The organism is Levilactobacillus zymae, assembly GCF_032190635.1.
Lineage (GTDB): Bacteria > Bacillota > Bacilli > Lactobacillales > Lactobacillaceae > Levilactobacillus > Levilactobacillus zymae_A.
This window is the reverse complement of the sequence record NZ_JAVLAS010000001.1, coordinates 1193368-1213978: the sequence shown is the minus strand read 5'-3', so window position 1 is coordinate 1213978 and position 20611 is coordinate 1193368. Positions and strand designations below refer to the sequence as shown.

General features: G+C 53.2%; 16 protein-coding genes. 5 read left to right on the top strand and 11 right to left on the bottom strand.

The window, feature by feature from the left end; translation table 11 throughout:
- Window positions 1-241: 241 nt before the first annotated feature.
- Window positions 242-439 (bottom strand): hypothetical protein, encoded by a 198-nt coding sequence (locus tag RI501_RS05470; protein WP_057731802.1) that lies wholly within the window; start codon window positions 437-439, stop codon window positions 242-244.
- Window positions 440-727: 288 nt separating this feature from the next.
- Between RI501_RS05470 and RI501_RS05465 the strand changes: the two genes are divergently transcribed.
- Together RI501_RS05465 and RI501_RS05460 are read left to right on the top strand one after the other, a co-directional pair.
- Complete coding sequence (locus tag RI501_RS05465; protein ID WP_313820704.1) at window positions 728-2944, top strand: ATP-dependent Clp protease ATP-binding subunit; 2217 nt, start codon at window positions 728-730, stop codon at window positions 2942-2944.
- Window positions 2945-3103: 159 nt separating this feature from the next.
- Entirely contained in the window at window positions 3104-4198 is a 1095-nt protein-coding gene (locus RI501_RS05460) for a MucBP domain-containing protein (protein ID WP_313820703.1), read from the top strand.
- Between the two features lie 67 nt (window positions 4199-4265).
- Here RI501_RS05460 and RI501_RS05455 read toward each other — a convergent pair whose 3' ends face one another.
- Complete coding sequence (locus RI501_RS05455; RefSeq protein ID WP_313820702.1) at window positions 4266-5702, bottom strand: C69 family dipeptidase; 1437 nt, start codon at window positions 5700-5702, stop codon at window positions 4266-4268.
- A gap of 239 nt (window positions 5703-5941) precedes the next feature.
- Here RI501_RS05455 and RI501_RS05450 point away from each other — a divergent pair, with 239 nt between their 5' ends.
- Complete coding sequence (locus RI501_RS05450; protein WP_313820701.1) at window positions 5942-7288, top strand: FAD-dependent oxidoreductase; 1347 nt, start codon at window positions 5942-5944, stop codon at window positions 7286-7288.
- A gap of 195 nt (window positions 7289-7483) precedes the next feature.
- On the opposite strand, the gene RI501_RS05445 is transcribed toward RI501_RS05450, so the two are convergent.
- The 4 genes from RI501_RS05445 to RI501_RS05430 all read right to left on the bottom strand — a co-directional run bounded on the left by RI501_RS05445 (window position 7484) and on the right by RI501_RS05430 (window position 13857).
- The gene (locus RI501_RS05445; protein ID WP_313820700.1) at window positions 7484-9616 is read right to left on the bottom strand and encodes a lectin-like domain-containing protein; all 2133 of its coding nucleotides are present in this window, start codon (window positions 9614-9616) and stop codon (window positions 7484-7486) included.
- A 304-nt stretch (window positions 9617-9920) separates the two neighbouring features.
- Window positions 9921-10922 (bottom strand): AsmA family protein, encoded by a 1002-nt coding sequence (locus tag RI501_RS05440; RefSeq protein WP_313820699.1) that lies wholly within the window; start codon window positions 10920-10922, stop codon window positions 9921-9923.
- Between the two features lie 8 nt (window positions 10923-10930).
- Window positions 10931-12112: a lectin-like domain-containing protein gene (locus RI501_RS05435; protein ID WP_313820698.1), complete on the bottom strand. Its 1182-nt coding sequence runs from the start codon at window positions 12110-12112 to the stop codon at window positions 10931-10933.
- Window positions 12113-12279: 167 nt separating this feature from the next.
- On the bottom strand, window positions 12280-13857 hold the full coding sequence (locus RI501_RS05430; protein ID WP_313820697.1) for a peptide chain release factor 3: 1578 nt from the start codon (window positions 13855-13857) through the stop codon (window positions 12280-12282).
- A 169-nt stretch (window positions 13858-14026) separates the two neighbouring features.
- Here RI501_RS05430 and RI501_RS05425 point away from each other — a divergent pair, with 169 nt between their 5' ends.
- The gene (locus RI501_RS05425) at window positions 14027-14587 is read left to right on the top strand and encodes a hypothetical protein (protein ID WP_313820696.1); all 561 of its coding nucleotides are present in this window, start codon (window positions 14027-14029) and stop codon (window positions 14585-14587) included.
- A 176-nt stretch (window positions 14588-14763) separates the two neighbouring features.
- Here the strand turns inward: RI501_RS05425 and RI501_RS05420 are convergent, their stop codons facing one another.
- From RI501_RS05420 to ntdP, 5 genes are all read right to left on the bottom strand, one after another.
- Window positions 14764-16788 carry a CDP-glycerol glycerophosphotransferase family protein gene (locus RI501_RS05420; RefSeq protein ID WP_313820695.1) on the bottom strand — a complete coding sequence of 675 codons (2025 nt, stop codon included), beginning with the start codon at window positions 16786-16788 and terminating at the stop codon, window positions 14764-14766.
- Between the two features lie 14 nt (window positions 16789-16802).
- Window positions 16803-17687, bottom strand: coding sequence for a hypothetical protein (locus tag RI501_RS05415; protein WP_313820694.1), 885 nt, complete (start codon window positions 17685-17687; stop codon window positions 16803-16805).
- 74 nt (window positions 17688-17761) lie between these two features.
- Window positions 17762-18178, bottom strand: a complete 417-nt coding sequence (gene tagD / locus RI501_RS05410; protein WP_057731823.1) for a glycerol-3-phosphate cytidylyltransferase — start codon at window positions 18176-18178, stop codon at window positions 17762-17764.
- A 121-nt stretch (window positions 18179-18299) separates the two neighbouring features.
- Entirely contained in the window at window positions 18300-19430 is a 1131-nt protein-coding gene (locus RI501_RS05405) for an AI-2E family transporter (RefSeq protein ID WP_396442509.1), read from the bottom strand.
- Window positions 19431-19597: 167 nt separating this feature from the next.
- Window positions 19598-20149: a nucleoside tri-diphosphate phosphatase gene (gene ntdP / locus RI501_RS05400; protein WP_057800607.1), complete on the bottom strand. Its 552-nt coding sequence runs from the start codon at window positions 20147-20149 to the stop codon at window positions 19598-19600.
- A 207-nt stretch (window positions 20150-20356) separates the two neighbouring features.
- On the opposite strand from ntdP, the gene RI501_RS05395 reads away from it, so the two are divergent.
- On the top strand, window positions 20357-20605 hold the full coding sequence (locus tag RI501_RS05395) for a YdeI/OmpD-associated family protein (protein WP_313820693.1): 249 nt from the start codon (window positions 20357-20359) through the stop codon (window positions 20603-20605).
- Window positions 20606-20611: the final 6 nt, after the last annotated feature.

The window sequence follows — 20611 nt, the reverse complement described above, 5'->3', positions numbered from 1 at the left end:
TTACAAGTGATACCTGAACCGCTTTCATTGTCAGTCTCATAGGTGCTCTCGCGGCCCACTCCACCGTCAACCGGTTGTCAGCCATTAACTTGTTCTAGTCCTAATTATAGCATGATTCCACCAGAAACGACGATGCTGACCGCTTTTCCGGTGGATTTATTCGACCAAGCAGCCCTAATCTCGAATACCCAGCGCTTTCAGATCGTCTCAGTCACTTCACCACCCACGCTATGGGAGTCCGCTAGCCCTGGTCCCCCGTATCGTGGTCGTAGCGGTAAATCAACTTGCCATCCTTGTGAGCCTGACCAATCACGCGCTTGCGCGTATCGAAGGCCATGTACGCTTTTTGGAACGCCTGAAACTCGTCCGGTCCCACTTCGAATTGGTCAATTTTCTGATCCTTTAATTGGTTCATTAAGTCAGTAAAGTCTCGTGCCATCGGCAACTGCCCCCTTTTCTTTCCATATTCTACGTTGAAAATTTGCTGAGGTCAAAAAAAGAATTTTCCAAATCGGACGTGAGTTTTAGCATTCTATTAAGGGGAGTGCTAAAATGAAGTCGTTCAAATTAAATGGCTGCCTTAACCGTTGAGCGTGGTGAGACAAATTACTTGCACCCACCGCGTGAGGCGGTATAATGTGGTCAATGGTCAAGAAAGGTCAAACTCTTTCAACTGACCGGTGTGGGTTTACTCACACTTACTCCAGGGCAGAAAGGAGACGACAAGATGCTATGTCAAAACTGTCACCGTAACGAAGCGACCATTCATTTATATATGAGTGTGAACGGACAACGGCAGCAAGTTGACCTATGCCAAAATTGCTATCAACTACTCAAGGAGCAGCAAAACAACTCTGGAAATGGAGGTGGCCGTATGGCACAAGATCCATTCGGCTTTGGCAACCTGGATGATATTTTCCGGGCCATGCAAGGCGGCACCCCGAACCAAAGCGGCGATTACCGGCAAGCGGCTGGTCAAGGACGACCAACCCAACCCGCGGGCAATCAAGGCAACGGTCAGGGCGGCCTCCTGAACCAATATGGTCTGAACCTCACCCAGTTGGCTAAAGACGGCAAGATTGATCCCGTGATCGGACGGGACAAGGAAACGGCGCAAGTCATCGAAATTCTGAACCGGCGGACTAAGAATAACCCCGTGCTCATCGGGGAAGCCGGTGTCGGAAAGACGGCGGTCGTCGAAGGGTTAGCCGAACGGATTGTGGAAGGTAACGTTCCACAAAAGCTGATGAACAAGCAGATTATCCGTTTGGATGTCGTTTCACTGGTCCAAGGAACGGGTATCCGGGGCCAATTCGAACAACGCATGCAGCAATTAATGAAGGAAGTCCAAGCTAATCCCGACATCATCCTCTTCATTGACGAAATCCACGAAATCATGGGTGCCGGCAATGCCGAAGGTGGGATGGATGCTGGTAACGTCTTGAAACCCGCCTTAGCACGGGGCGACTTCCAATTAATCGGGGCCACGACGTTGAACGAATACCGGGATATCGAAAAGGACCAAGCCTTAGCACGGCGGTTCCAACCGGTCACGGTTAACGAACCGAGCCCGGACGAAGCCGTCAAGATTCTTAAGGGGATTCAAAAGAAGTACGAAGATTACCACCACGTTCACTACACGGACGCGGCCATCGATGCGGCGGTCCGGTTATCCGACCGTTACATCCAAGACCGGTTCTTACCGGACAAGGCCATCGACTTACTCGACGAATCCGGTTCACGGAAGAACTTAACCATCAACGTTGCCGATCCGCACGCTATCGACGAAAAGATCGCTAATGCGGAGAAGCAAAAGCAAGCCGCTTTGAAGCAGGAAGACTACGAAAAAGCCGCTTACTACCGTGATCAAGTCACGAAATTAAACAAGTCCAAGGAATCCGCCACTAACGCGGACCAAACGGCTTCTACGGAAGTCACCGAAAAGGACATGCAACAGATCGTCGAAGAAAAGACCAACATTCCGGTCGGTGAACTCCAAGCCAAGGAACAACACCAACTGCAGAGTTTATCCAGTGACCTAGAACAACACATCATTGGTCAAAACGAAGCCGTCGATAAGGTTGCCCGGGCTATTCGCCGGAACCGGATTGGGTTAAATGGTACGGGACGGCCAATTGGGTCCTTCCTCTTCGTCGGTCCGACCGGGGTCGGCAAGACGGAATTGGCCAAGCAGTTGGCCAACGAACTCTTCGGCTCGGAGGATGCCATGATTCGGTTTGATATGTCCGAATACATGGAACCCCATTCCATTTCTAAGCTGATCGGGTCGCCTCCTGGCTACGTCGGGTACGAAGAAGCCGGTCAACTGACCGAACAAGTTCGGCGTCACCCGTACACGTTAATCCTCTTGGATGAAATCGAAAAGGCCCACCCCGACGTCATGAATATGTTCTTACAGATTCTCGACGACGGGCGCCTAACCGACTCACAAGGTCGGACGGTTTCCTTCAAGGATACGCTGATCATCATGACCAGTAACGCTGGGACCGGGGACGTTGAAGCTAGCGTTGGATTCGGTGCCGAGGCGGCGGGCAAGACCCACTCCGTCTTGGGCAGTTTGACCAACTACTTCAAGCCCGAATTTCTCAACCGGTTCGACGACATCATCGAATTCAACTCCTTAACTAAGGAAAACTTGATGAAGATCGTCGACCTGATGATCGATGACGTGAACACCATGCTGGCCGGTCAAGGTCTACACATCCACGTCACGGAGCCGGTCGAAGAAAAGTTAGTCACGGAAGGCTACAACCCCGCCATGGGGGCGCGGCCACTGCGGCGAGTCATTCAAGAAGAGATTGAAGACCGGATTGCGGACTTCTACCTCGACCACGCCGACGTGAAGAACATCGTGGCGAAGATCGAAAACGGTAAGATTACCCTAGCCGCCGACGAGGACGCTACCACGGATTCCGCTAAATAATGTCATTTAAACGGTAACGCTGCCAATCGCGGTGTTACCGTTTTTATTTGGGACGAAAATCCCCTGCAGGCCCCGAATAGATGCGGTATACTGTATCTTAAAGGCACAAACGACTGGCGAGACAACATATCGCTAAAATTCTGGTGGAGGTGAACAACTATGGCGTTAATGGATTGGGTGAAACGACTGATCACGCCACGAGTGACTTCCCGACCAACTCCCGCTCACCGGGCCGCTACCCAAGACCAACCACCCGTTATGGATACACAACCGCCCAGAAAACCAACCGTCGCGTCGACCCCTACCGCACCGGCACCGGTAGCTCCCGTAACACCACGGCCCACCCCAACGGTGACCACCCAGGCTAAACCCGAAGCCACCTTAGTCATCCGGTTAGTCGACACCCACGACCGACCGTTACAACCGGCGTTGGTCTTAACTGGACGCTTAGGGGAAACCGTGCACCTCACCTTCCCCACCATTGCCGGGTACGTGCTACTCCGGATGGACGGCATGACGCAGACCTTCCTCAACGAATACGGGCTAACCACCCTGATCTATCAACGGCAATGGGGCCAACCCATCACGACCTACTTGATTGATTACGATTCCGGGCAACTGTTGGCGCTCCCCCGCCTACAACGCGACGTTTTAGGCGCCACTTTTCAGTTCACCCCCCCGGCCGTCGACGGCTACCACATCTTTCGGGCTCAAGGCGACCAGTATGGCACCTATACCACCCATCCCCAGCGCCTGCTGTATTTCTACCGACGTGACGCTTGGCAAACCGTGCAACGCGTCGAGCAGTACGTGACCCTCACTACCGACCATGCGGTCTATGATCTGCCCGCGGGTCAGGCTTACGGTTACCAATTTCCGGCACAATCGCTGTGGCGTCTCTTTGCCATCATCACCTTGACCGATCAATCCGTATGGTACAACCTGGGAGGTAATCAGTGGCTGAGCGCCCAAGATACGCAGCGCCACGAGCACCGAGAACGGCACCTGGAAATTCCGCGGGTCACACAATTGACCGGGCAAGACGTTCAGTTGACCGGGACCGTCGATTACATCCCCCACGGGACCGTGATGATCTACCGTGAACCTTACGGTGAAATTGCCGGTCAACTGGCCAATGGCGAACTCCTCGAGATTCGCCGCCGGGTGGTGGATGATCAACAACTCCGTTGGTACCAGATTGGACCAGCCGCTTACATCAACGCCCGCTACGTCCGTCTTGCTAAACAGCTCTAATTTAAAACGCAAAAATCCGCCCCACCGGCGACTACCGGTGAGACGGATTTTTTGGTCATAACGCGACTTATAGATTTTGATCCATGTTGAAGGTCAGACCCGACAACGTCAAGCCCTTTTCAATCAGGTCGTTGGTAAACTGCGTGGTGGTCTGCCGCATTGCCGCCGTAACCGCGTGATTCTGATCCGTCAGGTAGGCGGTCAGGTCCGCCCCACTGAGTTGATTTTGTTCGGCGTGGGCCAGCGTTTGGGCCACGTGGGTCCGCAGATTTTGCTTGGCTGCCGTGACATAGTCAACGTCTTGTTCGATGAAATCGCGATAATGGGATTCCACAATCATCGATAGCTTCCGATACATCCAGTAGGCACTCTGGTCGTCCAGACGCCGCGGCGTCTGGCTGTACGATGGATCGGTATCCGTGACGTTAGCGAAGAACGGCACGTAAGGACTGAAGGCCGGTACCCCAAAGCACAACCACATGATGGCCGACCGGTCGGCGGGTACGTCGTTACGAATCTGTAAGACGTGCGAATTTTGTGTCCGGTTCATGGAGATTGGCCGGAACTTGGTCCGCAATTCCTCGGGACCGTGACCCAACGGATCGTACGGTGTTTCGTTGTAGTGGGAGCTCAGGATGTATTCGACGTCTTCCACGCTGATCTTGTGACTCGTCCGGCAGATAAACGGCAACTCGCTGGATTGCGGGTCCTGTTCAATTTCCGGATTCAAGACGCGTTGGCCGAACCAAACTCGCGGCGTGTTGTAATGCCGGTCCTTTTCGGTACTGGTCCCAAAAATATGCCGGAAGTTCCAGCCGGCTTGGTCTGGATTCAGATGATGGTCGGCCACGAAGGCTTGAATGCCTGCGGAAAACATGAAATTATCGGGATCGTCAAACGTCACCTGTTGAATGGCCACCTGATTAGCCGTCACCGCGTAAGCGTCGTCCGGAATTCGTTGAGCCACCCAGTGGTGCCCGGTCACAATCTCCATGTACCAGACTTCCTGGCTATCGGAGAACAGCACGCCGTTGCCTTCCGGCGATCCGTATTGCTTGATTAACTTTCCGAGGTAGCGCACCCCATCACGCGCTGACGTGATGTAGGGTAACACCATGGTTTGTAACGAGTCCTCGGCTAACCCGTTGGCGACCAGCGGATCGTAGGCCAGCGCGTCCGGATTGCCGTACACACTTTCGGTGGCGCTCATCGCCACGTTTTGGTCGTTGATCCCACTTTCGGCGTATTCCCCGGTCTTGTCGATTTCCACGTTCGGCGTCGCCAAGTAACGGTGACCGTCGCTAGGAATGGGCGCCGTAAAGCCGTTTTGATTCGACGTCCAGGTCCGCGCCGGTTGATCGTGTTCAGCGGGATGCACGTAGAACCGTTGTGGCGTCAAGGGTAAGAAAGTATCGTCGTTACGCGCAATCAGCGTCGACCCATCCACGGTGGCCGCCTTACCGACCAGCACCGAGGTACAAGCGGTTAAATGTTTTCCAATCATGAATAAAGCACTCCTTTTCTCACTAATGTTGCCTTTAAGTTTACCGCTTTTACGCTCGGAACACTAGGCTAGCCCCCCAACCCCCGACACCGTAGAACGTTACACAATCGAAAAAGTGTTGACATTGGCGATAAGTTGGTTAAAATATAGTTGTTACCAATTGAATTGGATTTTTTATTTGTCATAGCTTGTGAAATTCAACTCAATCAAAAAATCACTTAATTTGGGAGGCACCACCTATGAAAGTCACAGTTATTGGTTGTACTCATGCGGGCACCTTTGCCATTAAACAAATCTTAGCTGACCATCCCGATGCCGAGGTTACGGTCTACGAACGTAACGACAATATTTCGTTTCTGTCTTGTGGAATCGCTTTATATTTAGGCGGTCAAGTCGCTGATCCGCAAGGTCTCTTCTACTCGAATCCCGCAGAACTCCACGCATTGGGCGCCGATGTCCAAATGAATCACAATGTCTTGGCTGTGGATGCCGCCCAAAAGACGGTGACGGTGGAAGATTTGACGACCCACCAACAAACCACCACGGCTTACGATAAGTTGGTCATGACCAGTGGTTCCTGGCCCATCGTCCCCAAGATTCCGGGCATCGATAACGCCAAGGTCAAGCTGTGTAAGAACTGGAATCACGCCCAAACTCTGTTCGAAGATGCCAAGTCTGCCAAGCGAATCACCGTGATTGGGGCTGGCTACATTGGCGCCGAACTGGCGGAAGCCTACTCCACCACCGGCCACGACGTCACGTTAATCGACGCCCAAGACCGTGTCATGCCGAAGTACTTCGATGCACAATTCACCGACACCATCGAACAAGACTATCGCGACCACGGCGTTCAACTGGCCTTAGGTGAAACCGTAGCCAACTTCGAAGATGCCGCTGACGGCAGCCTGATCATCAACACCGACAAGGGCAGCTATCCGACCGACTTAGCCATCCTATGTATTGGTTTCCGGCCCAACACCGGTCTCCTCAAGGGACAGGTCAACATGGCCCCCAACGGCGCGATTCTGACCGATGACTACATGCGTTCTTCCAACCCCGACATCTTCGCCGCCGGAGATAGTGCCGCTGTGCACTACAACCCGACCCACCAAAGCGCCTACATTCCCTTAGCTACCAACGCCGTACGGCAAGGAATCTTGGTCGGCAAGAATCTGACCCAGCCAACCGTCAAGTACCTGGGGACGCAATCCTCATCCGGGTTGGCACTTTATGGTCGGACCATCGTATCGACCGGCCTGACCTTAACCGCCGCTGAGCAGCAAGGCGTCAAGGCCGACCAAGTGATCATCACCGATAACTACCGGCCGGAATTCATGCCGACCACGGAACCCGTCTTGATGTCACTAGTTTTTGATCCAGACACCAAGCGGATTTTAGGGGGCGCCCTGATGAGCCACTACGATGTCTCACAATCCGCTAACACCTTATCTGTTTGCATCCAAAACAACAATACCATCGACGATTTAGCGATGGTTGACATGCTCTTCCAGCCCAACTTCGATCGGCCCTTCAACTACTTAAACATCCTGGCGCAAGCGGCCCAAGCCAAAGTGGCGCAGGCTTAGTCTGAAGTTAAGGCCCTACCAGGACTCATTTACAACGTCTCGTCGCTAACCAATCGCCTTGATGAAGGATCAATTCCGTTTTAACAATTAAAAATGGCGTCGTAAAACCAGACTAGTTTTACGACGCCATTTTTCGTTTGTTCGTATCAGTAACGATGAATCGACTTAAAGTCACCCCTTTTCGGCAAATAACTATTAAGCGGGCGCATCCGTCAAGGTCCAGTCGATCTGACCACTATAGTCGCCGCTTAAAGCGTCACCATCCACCGTTAATTGAATGCCCGTCTCGTCGGTCCAGTCATCCACCACGTCGGTCACATCCTGATTGGTGCTAGAGGTTCCTTGGTGAATGGTCGTGGGGGTACTAGTGAGCTTGATCGAGCTGTCACCGTCCGAATAGGTAAGTCCCCCCGCCAACTTATGGCCGTCACTGGTGGTAAAATCTCCCACGGCGGCCTGGAGACTCCACCGAGCCCCCGCCGCTCTGGTATCGAGGACTCGCACGGACCAGTCATTGGTGCGGGCGACCCGTTGGGAACTTCCCGTCAGCGTGGTCGCCTTAAAGGAGCTGTTAGTGGCCACCTGGTCAAAGGTTAAGCCACCGGTCACGTTGACGGTCACCGTAATGGTATTCGAGCGATTACCGTAGTTATCTTCGACGTACAACACCACCGTATTCTTGCCCGCCGGCAGATCGGTTGCCGCGGGCGTATAGCGCACCTTGCCGCTGAGGTTGTCGTCAGGGTCCTTAATCTGCTCCACGGGCATGGTCTTTCCATTAATGGTGGGGTGCACCGTTAAATCATCGTTAGTAATGGTAATGCCTTCGGGCACGAAGACCTGTCCCTTGATGGTGGTGGTTTCCCCCGCCGCCAGCGTCACCGTTGAAGCCGACGTCAATAGCAGGTCGATGTCGAGCTTCGGTTCGATGGTAAACCGGACCGTATCGGCCGTTGTCACCCCATTGACCGCGGTAAAGGTACTCGTTTTCGCAGCCACGTCGCTCGCCTGCTTCTGGTCGGTCACCGTTCCGGTTAACCGAATCTTAGCCGTCTGGTTAGTCGTCGAGAGGGCCGTATCCAACTTAAACGTCAATTGGTCATCGCTAATCGCCGTGGCATCAACCGTTTGACTATCTCCGTTCGCATAAGTCACTTTAATCTTCTCAAATTCTAGATTGTGGGGCAGCTTCAGCTTGGCCGTCACGTCCTTCCAGGCCTGCTTGCCCCCTTCATAGGTCAGGTCGTAATCCAATTGGACCTCGTGGGTCCCCCGAATACTAGCGCCATCCTTGACTACCTGCCCCGTGTTAAGGTCCGTCAGCGTTGCCGTGGCATCAGTTTCCACCAAGCCGGGAACACTTTCAAAAATAACCAAGTTATTGGCATAACTACTCCCCGTGGCCCCAGTAAAGCCCCACCGAATTTTCCCCGTCTGCTCGGGATCGACCACGGCCGGGTCGACCGTCACGGTTTGGGACGTTCCGGTCTGCTCATTACCGGTTGCGGGATCCTTATCGTCAAAAATGTAGGTCATCTTGTGGGCTTGGGCGTCCCAATCCATCGTCACGTGATGCCAACTGCCGTTCGATAGCAAGTCATTGCCCCCCGCGATGACCCCCTGGTGGTTCAGGGTGGCGTAATAGGCGGTCTGGGTGATGATAATCCCACTGGTAGTCTTCACCAGCTGGTAGCTACTCCCCTCGCCCGGATAAGCCGCGGCCAGATGCGGACCGGTCAGCCCCACGTCGAATGAATCGGCCCCACCGGCCTTACTATACGTATTGGACTTATTCAGGTGCGTGTCAAATTCAAGGGCCCAGCTATTCTGAATCGCCAACTTGGCTAGGGCCGCTGGATCGGTCTGCTTGGTATTGGTATCAACCGCCCAAACCCCAAGCGTTTCCCCAGAAATCTTACTGCCAAAACTGGGGGTGGCCGCCACTCCCCGCGGATCATTTTGCAACACAAACGCCATGCCATCGGCGGCATCGGCCCCCTTGTTCCCAAAGTACATCCACATCGAAACGCTTTCATCCTGATTAAGCTCAAACGCGTTGTCATCCGTAGACCAGATGGTCCCAAACTGATTCTTGGCGTTAGTCACCATCACGGCCTGGGTCCCAACGGTCTGGGCGTTCGTGGTGTCAACCACCTGTGCCTTGTTATTCGTGGTTTCCCCGGGCGTAAAAATCTGATCCAACGCAATGCCCTGGGGCGCGGTGGCCAATGCGTTATCATAATCCGCATCGGCGTGAGCCACAGTCAAGCCCACCCATAACGTCAAAAACACGCTAAACACCGCCCGTAGTCCTGGTCGTAAGTTCATCGCCGACGCCTCCTTCTTATACCATAACCATTTTATACAATGAAACAAACGCTGTATATCCAAACAGTCTCCCGCCCAGCGAGCTGCGCAAAAATCATTTGCTATTTTTCGTTTTTTGCGTTAACCGTCCACCGGACTAGGCCAAAGCTAACGTTCCGAACGCAAAAACGACCGTGTTTCCCCACCCGGGAATCACGATCGCTTTCGCAGTTAAGTGACGCAACCCGGAACCTCCGGGTCGGCCTGTCGATTAATCAAAACAAAGCACACCAGCAAAAACGGTTTTCAGCTCTAGCCTTCAAGGCTACGGATTGGGAACGTCATTCAATGACCAATATAAATCGGCCTGATAATCTCCCGGCAGGGCGTTCCCGTTCAGATCAAGATGGAGTCCCATCCCCGCCTTCCAGGTGGCGGTCACGTCGGTCACGGGTTGCTGGGTCCGAGCCATCCCCTGATAAACCGTCTGGGGCGTTGTGGTAATCCGGGTGGTCTTCTCCTTATCCGTGTAACTCAGTCCCCCCGCTAGCCGTTCCCCCTTGACGGTTCGAAACGGGCTAGCCACGAGCTGTAGCTGCCACCGCGAATTAGCACGCCGCGTATCGAGGACCCGGACATCCCAATCACCGGTGGGGGGGATGGTCGCTTGCGCCTGGCCCGTCAGCTTGGTGGCGCGAAACGACGCCGTTTTAAGGGTGTCAAACGAGAGGGTGCCAATCACCTCTACCCGGACCCGGATGGGAGCCGAAACATTGCCGTATTGGTCTTGCACCCGCAAACTTACCGTATTAGGTCCCGCTGCCAACTCACCTTCGGCCGGGCGATACCGTAAGTTTCCCGTGCTTGGATCAATGAGCGATGCCAAGGAAACCGGCGCTAATTCCTTCCCGTTAATAGTCGGATACACTTGCAACTCCTGGGCCGTCAAGCCGGCCTGGTCGGGCAAGGTCACCCGCCCTCGGATCTCGGGGACATCTCCGGCCAGGACTTCCACCGTCGCGTCACTAGTCAACGCTAGGCCCAGATCGTAGACCGGCGTCACCGTTAAGCCCGGAACCGCCGTCGTGGCGACCCCGTTAGCCGCCGTAAAACTTCCCCGCGTCGCCGTTGAGGTAGTGGGCCGCATCCCAGTTGTCGCACGTCCCTCCAGCGTCACGGTCGCCGTAGGATTAAACTGATCCAACGTGGACGCAAGCTCAAACGTCACCTGATCTTTTTGAAAACTAGCGGTTGGAATCACCTGGGCCTCATCCACGTCATAGGTTACCGCGCCCTGCGTAAATTTCAGATTCGCCGGCAACTTCAATTGCGCCTTCACCTGCTGCCAGGGAAGCTTGCCCCCTGGTAAGTCAGCTGGTACTGTAAGCGAACCCGATCCCCATTCTTGAGCCGGTCGCCGTCGCGGACGACCTGGTTAGTGGTCAGGTTGGTCAACTCCGTATGGGCCGAGATGTCTACTAGGCCCGGAACGCCCTCGAAAATCACCAGATTATTTGCTGCCGCTTCGCCCGTTGCCCCGGTAAATCCCCACATCGTCTCACCACTACCGGTCGGATCAATAATCTTCGGATCGACCGGAACCGTGCGGGTGTACCCCGGACGTTCCACGTTTGTTTCCGGGTCCTTATCGTCGAACGTATAGGTCATTTGGGGCAACGCCCTTTGCGGGTCCTCGGGATCGGCCGCTTGCCAACTTAGCGTGACGTGATGCCACTGCCCATCGGCTAAGCTGAGTTGGTCAATGGGCTTTTGGTGTACCAGATGATAATAAAAAACCCGGTCCATATTATACCGCACACCACTATGTTGTTGGTAGCTACTGGCCTCACCGGGATAGGCCGCCGCGATATGGGGACCCTTTAGCCCGATATCAAACGAATCCGCCGTCCCCGCACTGCGCAGATTATCCGAGTTATTCAGGTGGGTATCGAATTCTAACGCCCAGCTGTTCTGAATCGCCCGCTTCGCCAGCCCCTGAGCATCACGCAACTCCTTATCATCGTCCACCCCCCACACACCTAGGGGTTCCCCGAACGGGTGATCGCGGTAAACCGATTTAGCATTCCCACGCCGCTGATCATTTTGCAGCACCAGGGCCATCCCATCAGCCGCCGCGCCCCGATTGCCACCAAAGTACATCCACATGGACGCGACCCGGTCGTGCTTCAACTTAAACTTATTGGCCGCCGTCGACCAGATCGTGCCATACTGGTTCTTATCGTTCGTAATCATCACGGCTTCGGTGGTCGCCTTCACCTCATCATTGGTGACCGGGACCACCGCCGCTTGATTATCTTGCGGATCCCCCCGCTCAAAAATGTCTTTGACCAAGATCCCCTGCGGTGCGGTCCGCAAGGCCTTCTTGTAATCTTCCTTGTAATTATAAGGCTGTTTCCCTTTAGCTTGGCCCGTGCTCATCCCGCTCAACACGACACTTAACCCGAGCAAGACGACACTTAACCCGAGCAAGACGCCCCAGTACCACCGTAACTTCATGTTCCTTAACCCCTTTTCACTAACATTTCTTCCACGATAGCATGGGTTAAATTCTCATAAATTCACAAGGCTAAAACGATTAACCTCCCGCCGAAATTTGCGTTACGGACACCAAAAGCCCCAGACAACGCACATCGGCGCTGACTGGGGCTATTAAAATTTTTATTTTAGAGTTTAGCCGTTAAGTTAACGTCCGGATACTTATCCTTGAACCAACGTTCTGCAAATTGATTTTCAAACAGGAAGAGGGGTTGGCCCTGGCGATCCTTGACCAAGAGGTTGCGGGATGAAGACATCCGTTCATCCAATTGGTCGGGCTCAATCCAGCGCGCCGTCTTCTTACCCATCGGCTCCATGATGACGTCGGAATTGTATTCGTTCTTCATCCGGAATTGGAAGACTTCGAATTGCAGTTGACCCACGGCGCCCAAGATGTAATCCCCGGTCGAGTACGACGTGTAAAGCTGTACGGCCCCTTCCTGAACCAGTTGGTCGATTCCCTTATGGAAGGACTTCTGCTTCATCACGTTCTTCGCGGAGACCCGGGCAAAGAGTTCCGGTGTAAACTGCGGTAATTTTTCGAACCGAATATCTTTTTTACCGGTATAGATGGCATCACCAATCTGGAAGTTCCCGGTATCGTACAGCCCGATAATATCGCCGGCCACGGCCGTTTCCACGTTTTCGCGCGTATCGGCCATGAATTCCGTGACGTTGGACAAACGCAACTTCTTACCGGTCCGTTCCTGAATCACGTCCATCCCCCGGTCAAATTCTCCCGAACAGATCCGGACAAAGGCAATCCGATCACGGTGATGCGGGTTCATGTTGGCTTGAATCTTGAACACGAAGCCGGAGAATTCCGGATCGGTCGGCGCAACATCGCCGTCGGTTTCCGTGTGGTGGACCGCCGGCTTCGGCGCGTATTCCAGATAGGTCTCCAAGAAGGTCTGGACCCCGAAGTTCGCCAACGCCGACCCGAAGAAGACCGGTGTCTGATCCCCGCTCTTAATCTTAGCGGCATCAAACGGGTTCCCGGCTTCTTCGATCATTTCCATGTTATCGTGGGCTTCGGTGTACCAGTCGTCTTCTTCGATGGCGTTCGGCTCGGCGAGGTTGCCATCGGCATCTAACGGCAGATACTGCCGGCCCTGGTCGTCCTTGTGGAACAGGGCCACCCGGTGGTGGTAGCGGTCGTACAGCCCTTTCAGTTCCTTCCCCATCCCAATCGGCCAGTTCATGGGGTACCCTTCGATGCCCAAGACGTCTTCGAGTTCGGCAATCAGGTCTAACGGATCGCGGCCATCGCGGTCCAGCTTGTTCATAAAGGTAAAGATGGGAATTCCCCGCATCTTACAGATCTTGAACAGCTTCTTGGTCTGCGGTTCGATCCCCTTGGCGGAGTCAATCACCATGACGGCCGAGTCAACGGCCATCAACGTCCGGTAGGTATCTTCGGAGAAGTCCTCGTGTCCGGGGGTGTCCAGGATGTTGATGCGCTTACCCTGGTAATCGAATTGCATCACAGAACTCGTGACCGAGATGCCCCGCTTCTGTTCAATTTCCATCCAGTCAGACTTGGCGAAGTTCCCACTCTTACGCGCCTTGACCGTTCCGGCTTCCCGCACGACGCCCCCGAACAGCAGGAGTTGTTCGGTAATCGTGGTTTTCCCGGCATCGGGGTGGGAGATAATGGCGAAGGTCCGCCGCTTATCGACCGCCGTTGCTAAATTTTTTTCACTCATAGTTCGTTCCTCACAAATTTTTTAAGGTTTAAAAACACGTTAATAGACACAATGCTTTAATTTTAACACATGACCCCAGACAATTCACGAATTGCTCGGCGGCGTTTCCGCTATCCCCGGTTTAGTGGTATCATGGTGAATTGAATTCTATCGGAAAACAGGTGAACTTATGTCGGCAAGTACCGAAATCATCCTTATTGAAATCGTCTTTAGTCTTGGCGCCTTGATCGCCCTCGGTGGCTTGATTGGGCTAGTCTGGACCAAGCGTCACCGGCAAGCACTGCGGCCGGCAATGACCGTAATTATCTGCGGGGTGGGCATCGTGATCATTGCCAGTCTGCTCAACGTGTTATTGTTCAAGACCTACGCTGGCGTGCGGGTCAAGAAAAACCAGTACTACGAGATCACCAGCCTGACCACCAACATGCACGCTTCTCTGGCCAGCAGCCAGGCCCCCCACCAACCGGTCACGCCCCAGGCCAAGAAGGCCAGTCGCAACGTGACCTACCTGATCGACCACACGGGCCAACCCGCTAAGTCCAAACGCTGGGCTCAAGCCGCCCAAACGCAACTGACCCAACGCCAAACGCCCAACGTCGCGTTGGTCAAACGCAACTACCAAAAGATACTCCACCAGTACTTTCAGGGCATCACGACCTCGGCCAAGACGGTGACCAAGCTCGAGACCCACGCCGTTGCCCGCGTTAACCAGGTCCCCCGCACCAAGTAACCCAAATTTCAACAGGTTATCAGACTAATCATAAAGGGACTTCGCGAAAAAATCGTGAAGTCCCTTTAGGGTTAGTTAATTTTTTATGAAAAAACGTGATCGCAGTATTGTTCAACCAGATTGACCTACCACCCAGCGCTTAACTGGCGGGCCTTGGCTGAAAAGGTGCTCACCGGTTAACCCTGATTTTCGATCTGTTGAACCACATAGTTGACGACCTTTAACGAGCTTAACCCGTCATCGATCGCACAGAACCGGCGGTAGAAGTCCATGAACTTCGGATTATCGCTCATGTCTGGCGTTTGTAACTTGTCACCAATCATGGTCAACAGTTCCTTTTCGTTATGAGCGATTTCGCCCGGCAGGTCCCGTTCGTAGTCCAGGTAGAAGCCCCGGAGTTCGTCCTTGTACATGTGGTAATCGTACGGGTAGAACAGAATGGGCCGCTTGAGGTAGGCGTAATCGAAGAAGACGGACGAGTAGTCGGTGATCAGCATGTCACTGATCAAGTAGAGGTCCGAGATGCTCGGGTGGTTCGACATGTCATACACGAAGTCCTCGTACCCGCTAATGTCTAAGGCGTTAGAGATCAGGTAATGCATCCGCAAGACCAAGACGGCGTTGTCACCGTACTTTTGCTTGAAATCATCCAGTGAGAACGGCAATTCGAAGGTGTACTTCCCCTTCTCGGCGAACTGGTTGTCCCGGTAAGTCGGGGCGTATAACACGACCTTCTTATCCAACGGGATGCCCATCTGGGTCTTTAAGGCCACGATATCCTCCGCACTACTGTTGATGAGTTCATCGTTACGCGGATAACCGACCTTTAAGATCTGATTATTAAACCCAAAGGCCGACCGGAAAATCTGCGTAGAATAGTCGTTGGGGGACACCAAGGCGTCCCAGCGGTTGGCTTCCCGCACAAAGTTAGCGTGATACTTGGTGGTCGTGGTCCCCGGCATCGACACATTTTCGATATCCAGCCCCAACTTCTTCAACGGCGTCCCGTGCCAGGTCTGGATGTAGGTCACATAGTTGGGCTTCTTGACCCAGGCTGGGAAACGCGCGTTACTGATCCAGAAGGTGGCCTTCTCCAGCGTTCGCACCCATTTGGCCGTCCGCCGAATCACGAACGGAATCCCGTTTTGCTTACAGAACTTCTTCTGACTCCGGTCGATCGACCAGATAAACCGAAAGCCTGGGTAAAGTTGCGTAAATAACTGATAGATTGCATACGGTGAGTCGCTAACCTGCCGACCCCCGAAGCTTTCAAAGATTAAGGTTGGTTGCTCGTAAGCCCGGTGGCCGCGCTTAAACAGGCGCCGCATGTACATCAGGTTAACCTTCTCCATCAGAACACTCAGTAAGTGGGTGGCCCCGCTGACCTTATTAGGCAGGTGGCCCAACCGTTCAGGTAACGACGGTGCCGCCATTTCACGAATCAAAATACCGTTGTTAAACCGCTTTTCAATCACGACCAGGCGGTGATGACCGGTAACCGCCTGCGTGACCTGTCCAGCCAACGACTTGCCCAAGATAACGCGTTGTTCCAGCTCCTGGCCGTCAACCGTGGAACGCATAAACAGCTCTTGCTTGCTGTTCGACGCGAGATCACTCAACGGAATTGTGCCGCTAAACAACCCGTGTAACCCCATCTTGGTGATGGGCCATTCGGCTGTCCCCTGGTCTTGGCCGTTTTTCAAGACCAACCGCTGATTTTCAATCTTGCGATTATTGATGCGGTTGGGACCGGTGATCTGCAATTGATCGTTCTGCAGGTTAATCGCACTGATGGCAAATTCATCTTCGGGTTGGTTCGTGTGCAGGTTAAATAGCGCCATCCCGTTGGCATCACTATTCAACTGATAAAAGCTGGTCAGCGATAACTGGTGCCGGTCGCTCAGGTATTCACTTTCAACCTGAATCAGCCCCCGCGTGTCTTGCTGCTGAAGGTTAAGGTACAGTTCCCAGCTAAAATCGCTTTGGGTGCTGCCCGGAACCTTCAGGTCGCTGGCGTTAAGCCGTACCCGTACCACCCCGGCACTGATGACCTTGGTGATGGGTAAGGTCAACGACACTTGGGTCTGCTTCTCCAGGAAAGTGACCACTAAGTCGTCAAACGGTTCCGGCACGTCGATCAGTTCGAGTTCGAGTTCCTGTAGTTTCTTTTTATGATGTAATCCAGATAAAATCGCACGCACGATGGAATAACTCCTTAGTAATTAAAGATTAACTGGTGAGGCATCTGTGGGGACAACACGGCATTAACCGCCAAATCAACGTAGAGTTGCGTCTGGGGGGTCATTAACCGGTCTAGGACCGTCTGGTAAAAACTAAAGACGTCGTTAAACCGCCGATAGGTCGCGTACACCAGCACGCTGTAATAGGTCTCCGTGGTGGCAATCATCTCGGTGTGATCGACACTCTGGGCTAGCGTCCGGTCGCGTTTACGCTTCGACATGTTGTTCAGCGCAGCAACTTCCTTGGCACTGCTGAATTCCGTAGCAATCATCGCCGAATCGGCCCCGAGGTTGTAGACGTGTTCCACGGCGCGTTGGTGCCGGGTCAACCGAAGCACGGCTGCTCCCTGGGCGTTGAGCACGTAGCTGGTTTGCGCCACCCCGTTGGCCAATTGCGCCACCCCGACGACTTGTCCGTGTAGGTCGTAGGTGTCCACCTGTACCAATTGGTCGTCGTGATATTGCCGCAAAACCATCGGCGTGTTATCGTCCAACTGGTGTAGCTCAGCTGCTAAATGTCCGTGGTCCAAATACCGCCGAATCTGCCCCTGCTGATCGGCAAAGACCCGTTCGTCGTAAGCCGTTAGATCAGGCAGATGCCGGTCTTCAGCGCTCAACGCTAAGCCGGTCTCCTGGGCGTAAAGCTCCGCAATCGTGATGATGCGCACGCGACTGACCCGTTCGTCGTCGCGCGCCAAGCGTTCGATAAACTGGCGCACTTCCCAGGTGGCATCGAAGTCCACTAGGGCCACCAATAATTTAATGGTGACGTTTTGTTGTAAGGCCGCCGCCAACTGCTTGGTGAAGTTGGGTTTATGTAGGCCATCGAGTGACGTCACTAAAAAGATAATTTGCTGCACTGTCGTTCCCTCCGTTTACGCTGGCCACTATGAAAAAATCCCTAGTCAGCGACTAAGGATTTCTGGGCCATCGACTAATCTTCTTCCTTCCAGGCTTCGTCGTCCGCTAAGCCCAAGTCGTGCTTGATCTTAGTGGTTGAGATGCCTTCGGTCCGTGGCAGGTAGATGACTTCACAGTAGTCCTTCAAGAAGTCGAACTTTCCCTTCCAGTCGTCACCCATCACAAAAATATCGATGTCGTTGTCTTGAACGTCACGAATCTTCTGGTCCCAACCCTTTTCGGGAATGACCCGGTCAACGTAACGGATAGCTTCGAGAATATATTTCCGGTCTTCATAAGACGTGTAAGCGCGCTTACCCTTTTCGGCATTGAATTCGTCGGAAGATAAGCACACGGTTAAGTCATCGCCCAAGGCCTTGGCACGCTTCAATAGCCGAATGTGCCCCTTGTGGAGCAAGTCAAACGTTCCGTACGTAATTACTTTTTTCATGTAGAATCTCCTACTTATCTGGTAATTTCCCGACAGCCGTCGGGGGCATAATAAAAATCCAATAACAAAGTAAATAGTAGCATATTCAGCGGTGACGTCAACTTCTAACCGTAAACGTTAGTTATTTCTTGAGATTTTCTTGGGTTGACGCCGGGTGTTCCAACTGCCAAATGCTGTACAAGTATTGCACCACGGTCTTGACCACCGCATATAACGGGATAGCGAGAATCATCCCCAGTAACCCGGCAATGTTTCCCGCCGCCAGCAGGATAATGATGATGGTCAACGGATGAATCTGCAACGTCCGACCAATAATGTTGGGATACACCAAATTACCGTCAATCTGTTGCACGACCACGACCACAATGATCACGTATAGCACCACGTTGGTACTGATGGTAAAGGCCACGATCAGTGCGGGTAAGATCCCGAGGTAGGGACCAATGTAGGGAATCAGGTTACACAATCCCGCAAATACGCCTAACAATAGCGCGTATTTCTCACCAATCAGCATGTACCCCAACGCCGTAAAGGTACCGACAAACAAACACTCCAAGATCTGACCGCCAATGTAACGGGCGATCGTCGCGTTCATCCGGCTCAGCAATTCCATGGTCTGATCGGCGTGCTTTTCCGGTAAGAGCTTGCGGATGGCCGGCAACAATTTCTCGCCGTCCTTTAACATGTAGAACAACATCACCGGCACCGTCACGGCGGTCACGGTCACCGACGTCACGGTGCCCACCACGGTCCCAATGCCCGAGGTAATGCCACTCATAACACTCTCCGCGTATTTGGCCAGCGAGTTTTGCAGTTGCGTCAGGTACTTGGAAAAATCGATCTGTTGCAACCACGGATGATGAGCGGCCTGCTTTAAGACCGCCTCACTGGACCGCGCAAAGTCGGGAATGTTGCCCACCAGATTGGTAATCTGCGAGACTAACCGCGGCACCACCCAGGCCGCACCGTACCCAATCACGGCAATTAAGCCCAGAAAGACGAGCGCCACCGCAGCGGTGCGGTTAAAATGCAGTCGTTTCCAGTGCACCCGCTCCAAGAGCTTCACGATGGGGTTCAACAGATAAAAAAGAATTCCCGACAACAGTAACGGGGTAAAAATCACCGACAGAAAAATCCCAATCGGTGAGAACAGAAAACTAATCTGGGTACACACCCAAATCAACGTGGCGACAATCAATAGTTCCACCGACCAAAAGAGCAGTCGTGAATTAGCCAACCATTTCAACAGCATGCCTCCTAACCGTTCTGGGGGGAACGATGCGTCCAACCCGCTTAGATCCATTTTACCAATTTTTAACGCAAAAGACCGCCCATCTGTCGAAAAAAGGAGCGCATCCCCCAAAAGGATGCGCTCCGATGGTCCGGAAGACAACTCACAACAATCCGTCACCGCCACCCCTAATGGGATCGCCGCAGCAATTCTTGATAACGTTGATACCATAAATCAACGTAGGCCTGAGAAAAGGGGCCCTTATGGTGATTGATCCAATCGACCAGCGTTAAAACGTTGGCCTTTAAGATCCGATCAGTCTCCTCGCCGTAATGCCAGCGCTGACTGAAAGCCTCGTATTCATCAACGTCGAGTAACCGTTTCTCGCCGTCGGGAAAGACCTTCACGTCCAAGTCATAATCAATATACTTCAGCGCTTCTTTATCCAGCACGTAGGGGGATGCCAAGTTGCAGTAATACGACACCCCGTTGTCCCGAATCATCGCGACGATATTGAACCAGTAATGCTTGTGAAAATAAACGATAGCGGGTTCTCGAGTCACCCACCGCCGCCCGTCGTCTTCAGTGACCAGAGTGTGATCATTGACGCCAATCAGGGCGTTTTCGCTTGTTTTGAGTACCATGGTATCGCGCCAAGTTCGATGCAAACTTCCATCATGCTTGTAGCTTTTGATCGTAATGAAGTCGCCTTCCTTAGGTCCTCTAGCTTCGCGCGTCATGTCTATAACCCTACTTTCTAAGTAACGGGTAATTATAAAAAAATTCACTCAATATTATACCAGATTCGCCTTTATTAATGAACACCTTTGGCCAATTGGAACCTGAAAGTTCTTGGGTTTTCGCTAACAGCGGGGTAAACTGAACTTAAAAATAGTGTACCCGTGGTCACCCCCAACGTGACCACGGGACGTTAGGAGTGACCCGTCATGTCCCAATTACCATTAAGCGCCTACGAACCCCTGATTCCCCAAGTCGCCGACCTGTTAGCCGCCGATACCGATCTGCAAGCCTTTTTTAATGCCTTAACGCCCGGGTACCAACGCGAATGGGCCCGGTTTATCTTCGGGGTCAAGGCCCAAGCAACCCAACAACGCCATCTGGCCGTAATGCGCACGGTTTTTCGGGCCGGTTACAAGTCTAAGCGGGCCTACGACAGTCGGCCCAAGGAAGATTAGTGACTA

Coding starts and splice junctions, on each gene's coding strand:
- tagD (WP_057731823.1), bottom strand. CDS start 18,178: ATGAAAAAAGTAATTACGTACGGAACGTTTGACTTGCTCCACAAGGGG.
- RI501_RS05430 (WP_313820697.1), bottom strand. CDS start 13,857: ATGAGTGAAAAAAATTTAGCAACGGCGGTCGATAAGCGGCGGACCTTC.
- RI501_RS05425 (WP_313820696.1), top strand. CDS start 14,027: ATGTCGGCAAGTACCGAAATCATCCTTATTGAAATCGTCTTTAGTCTT.
- RI501_RS05435 (WP_313820698.1), bottom strand. CDS start 12,112: ATGAAGTTACGGTGGTACTGGGGCGTCTTGCTCGGGTTAAGTGTCGTC.
- RI501_RS05450 (WP_313820701.1), top strand. CDS start 5,942: ATGAAAGTCACAGTTATTGGTTGTACTCATGCGGGCACCTTTGCCATT.
- RI501_RS05395 (WP_313820693.1), top strand. CDS start 20,357: ATGTCCCAATTACCATTAAGCGCCTACGAACCCCTGATTCCCCAAGTC.
- ntdP (WP_057800607.1), bottom strand. CDS start 20,149: ATGACGCGCGAAGCTAGAGGACCTAAGGAAGGCGACTTCATTACGATC.
- RI501_RS05470 (WP_057731802.1), bottom strand. CDS start 439: ATGGCACGAGACTTTACTGACTTAATGAACCAATTAAAGGATCAGAAA.
- RI501_RS05465 (WP_313820704.1), top strand. CDS start 728: ATGCTATGTCAAAACTGTCACCGTAACGAAGCGACCATTCATTTATAT.
- RI501_RS05405 (WP_396442509.1), bottom strand. CDS start 19,430: ATGCTGTTGAAATGGTTGGCTAATTCACGACTGCTCTTTTGGTCGGTG.
- RI501_RS05460 (WP_313820703.1), top strand. CDS start 3,104: ATGGCGTTAATGGATTGGGTGAAACGACTGATCACGCCACGAGTGACT.
- RI501_RS05455 (WP_313820702.1), bottom strand. CDS start 5,702: ATGATTGGAAAACATTTAACCGCTTGTACCTCGGTGCTGGTCGGTAAG.
- RI501_RS05445 (WP_313820700.1), bottom strand. CDS start 9,616: ATGAACTTACGACCAGGACTACGGGCGGTGTTTAGCGTGTTTTTGACG.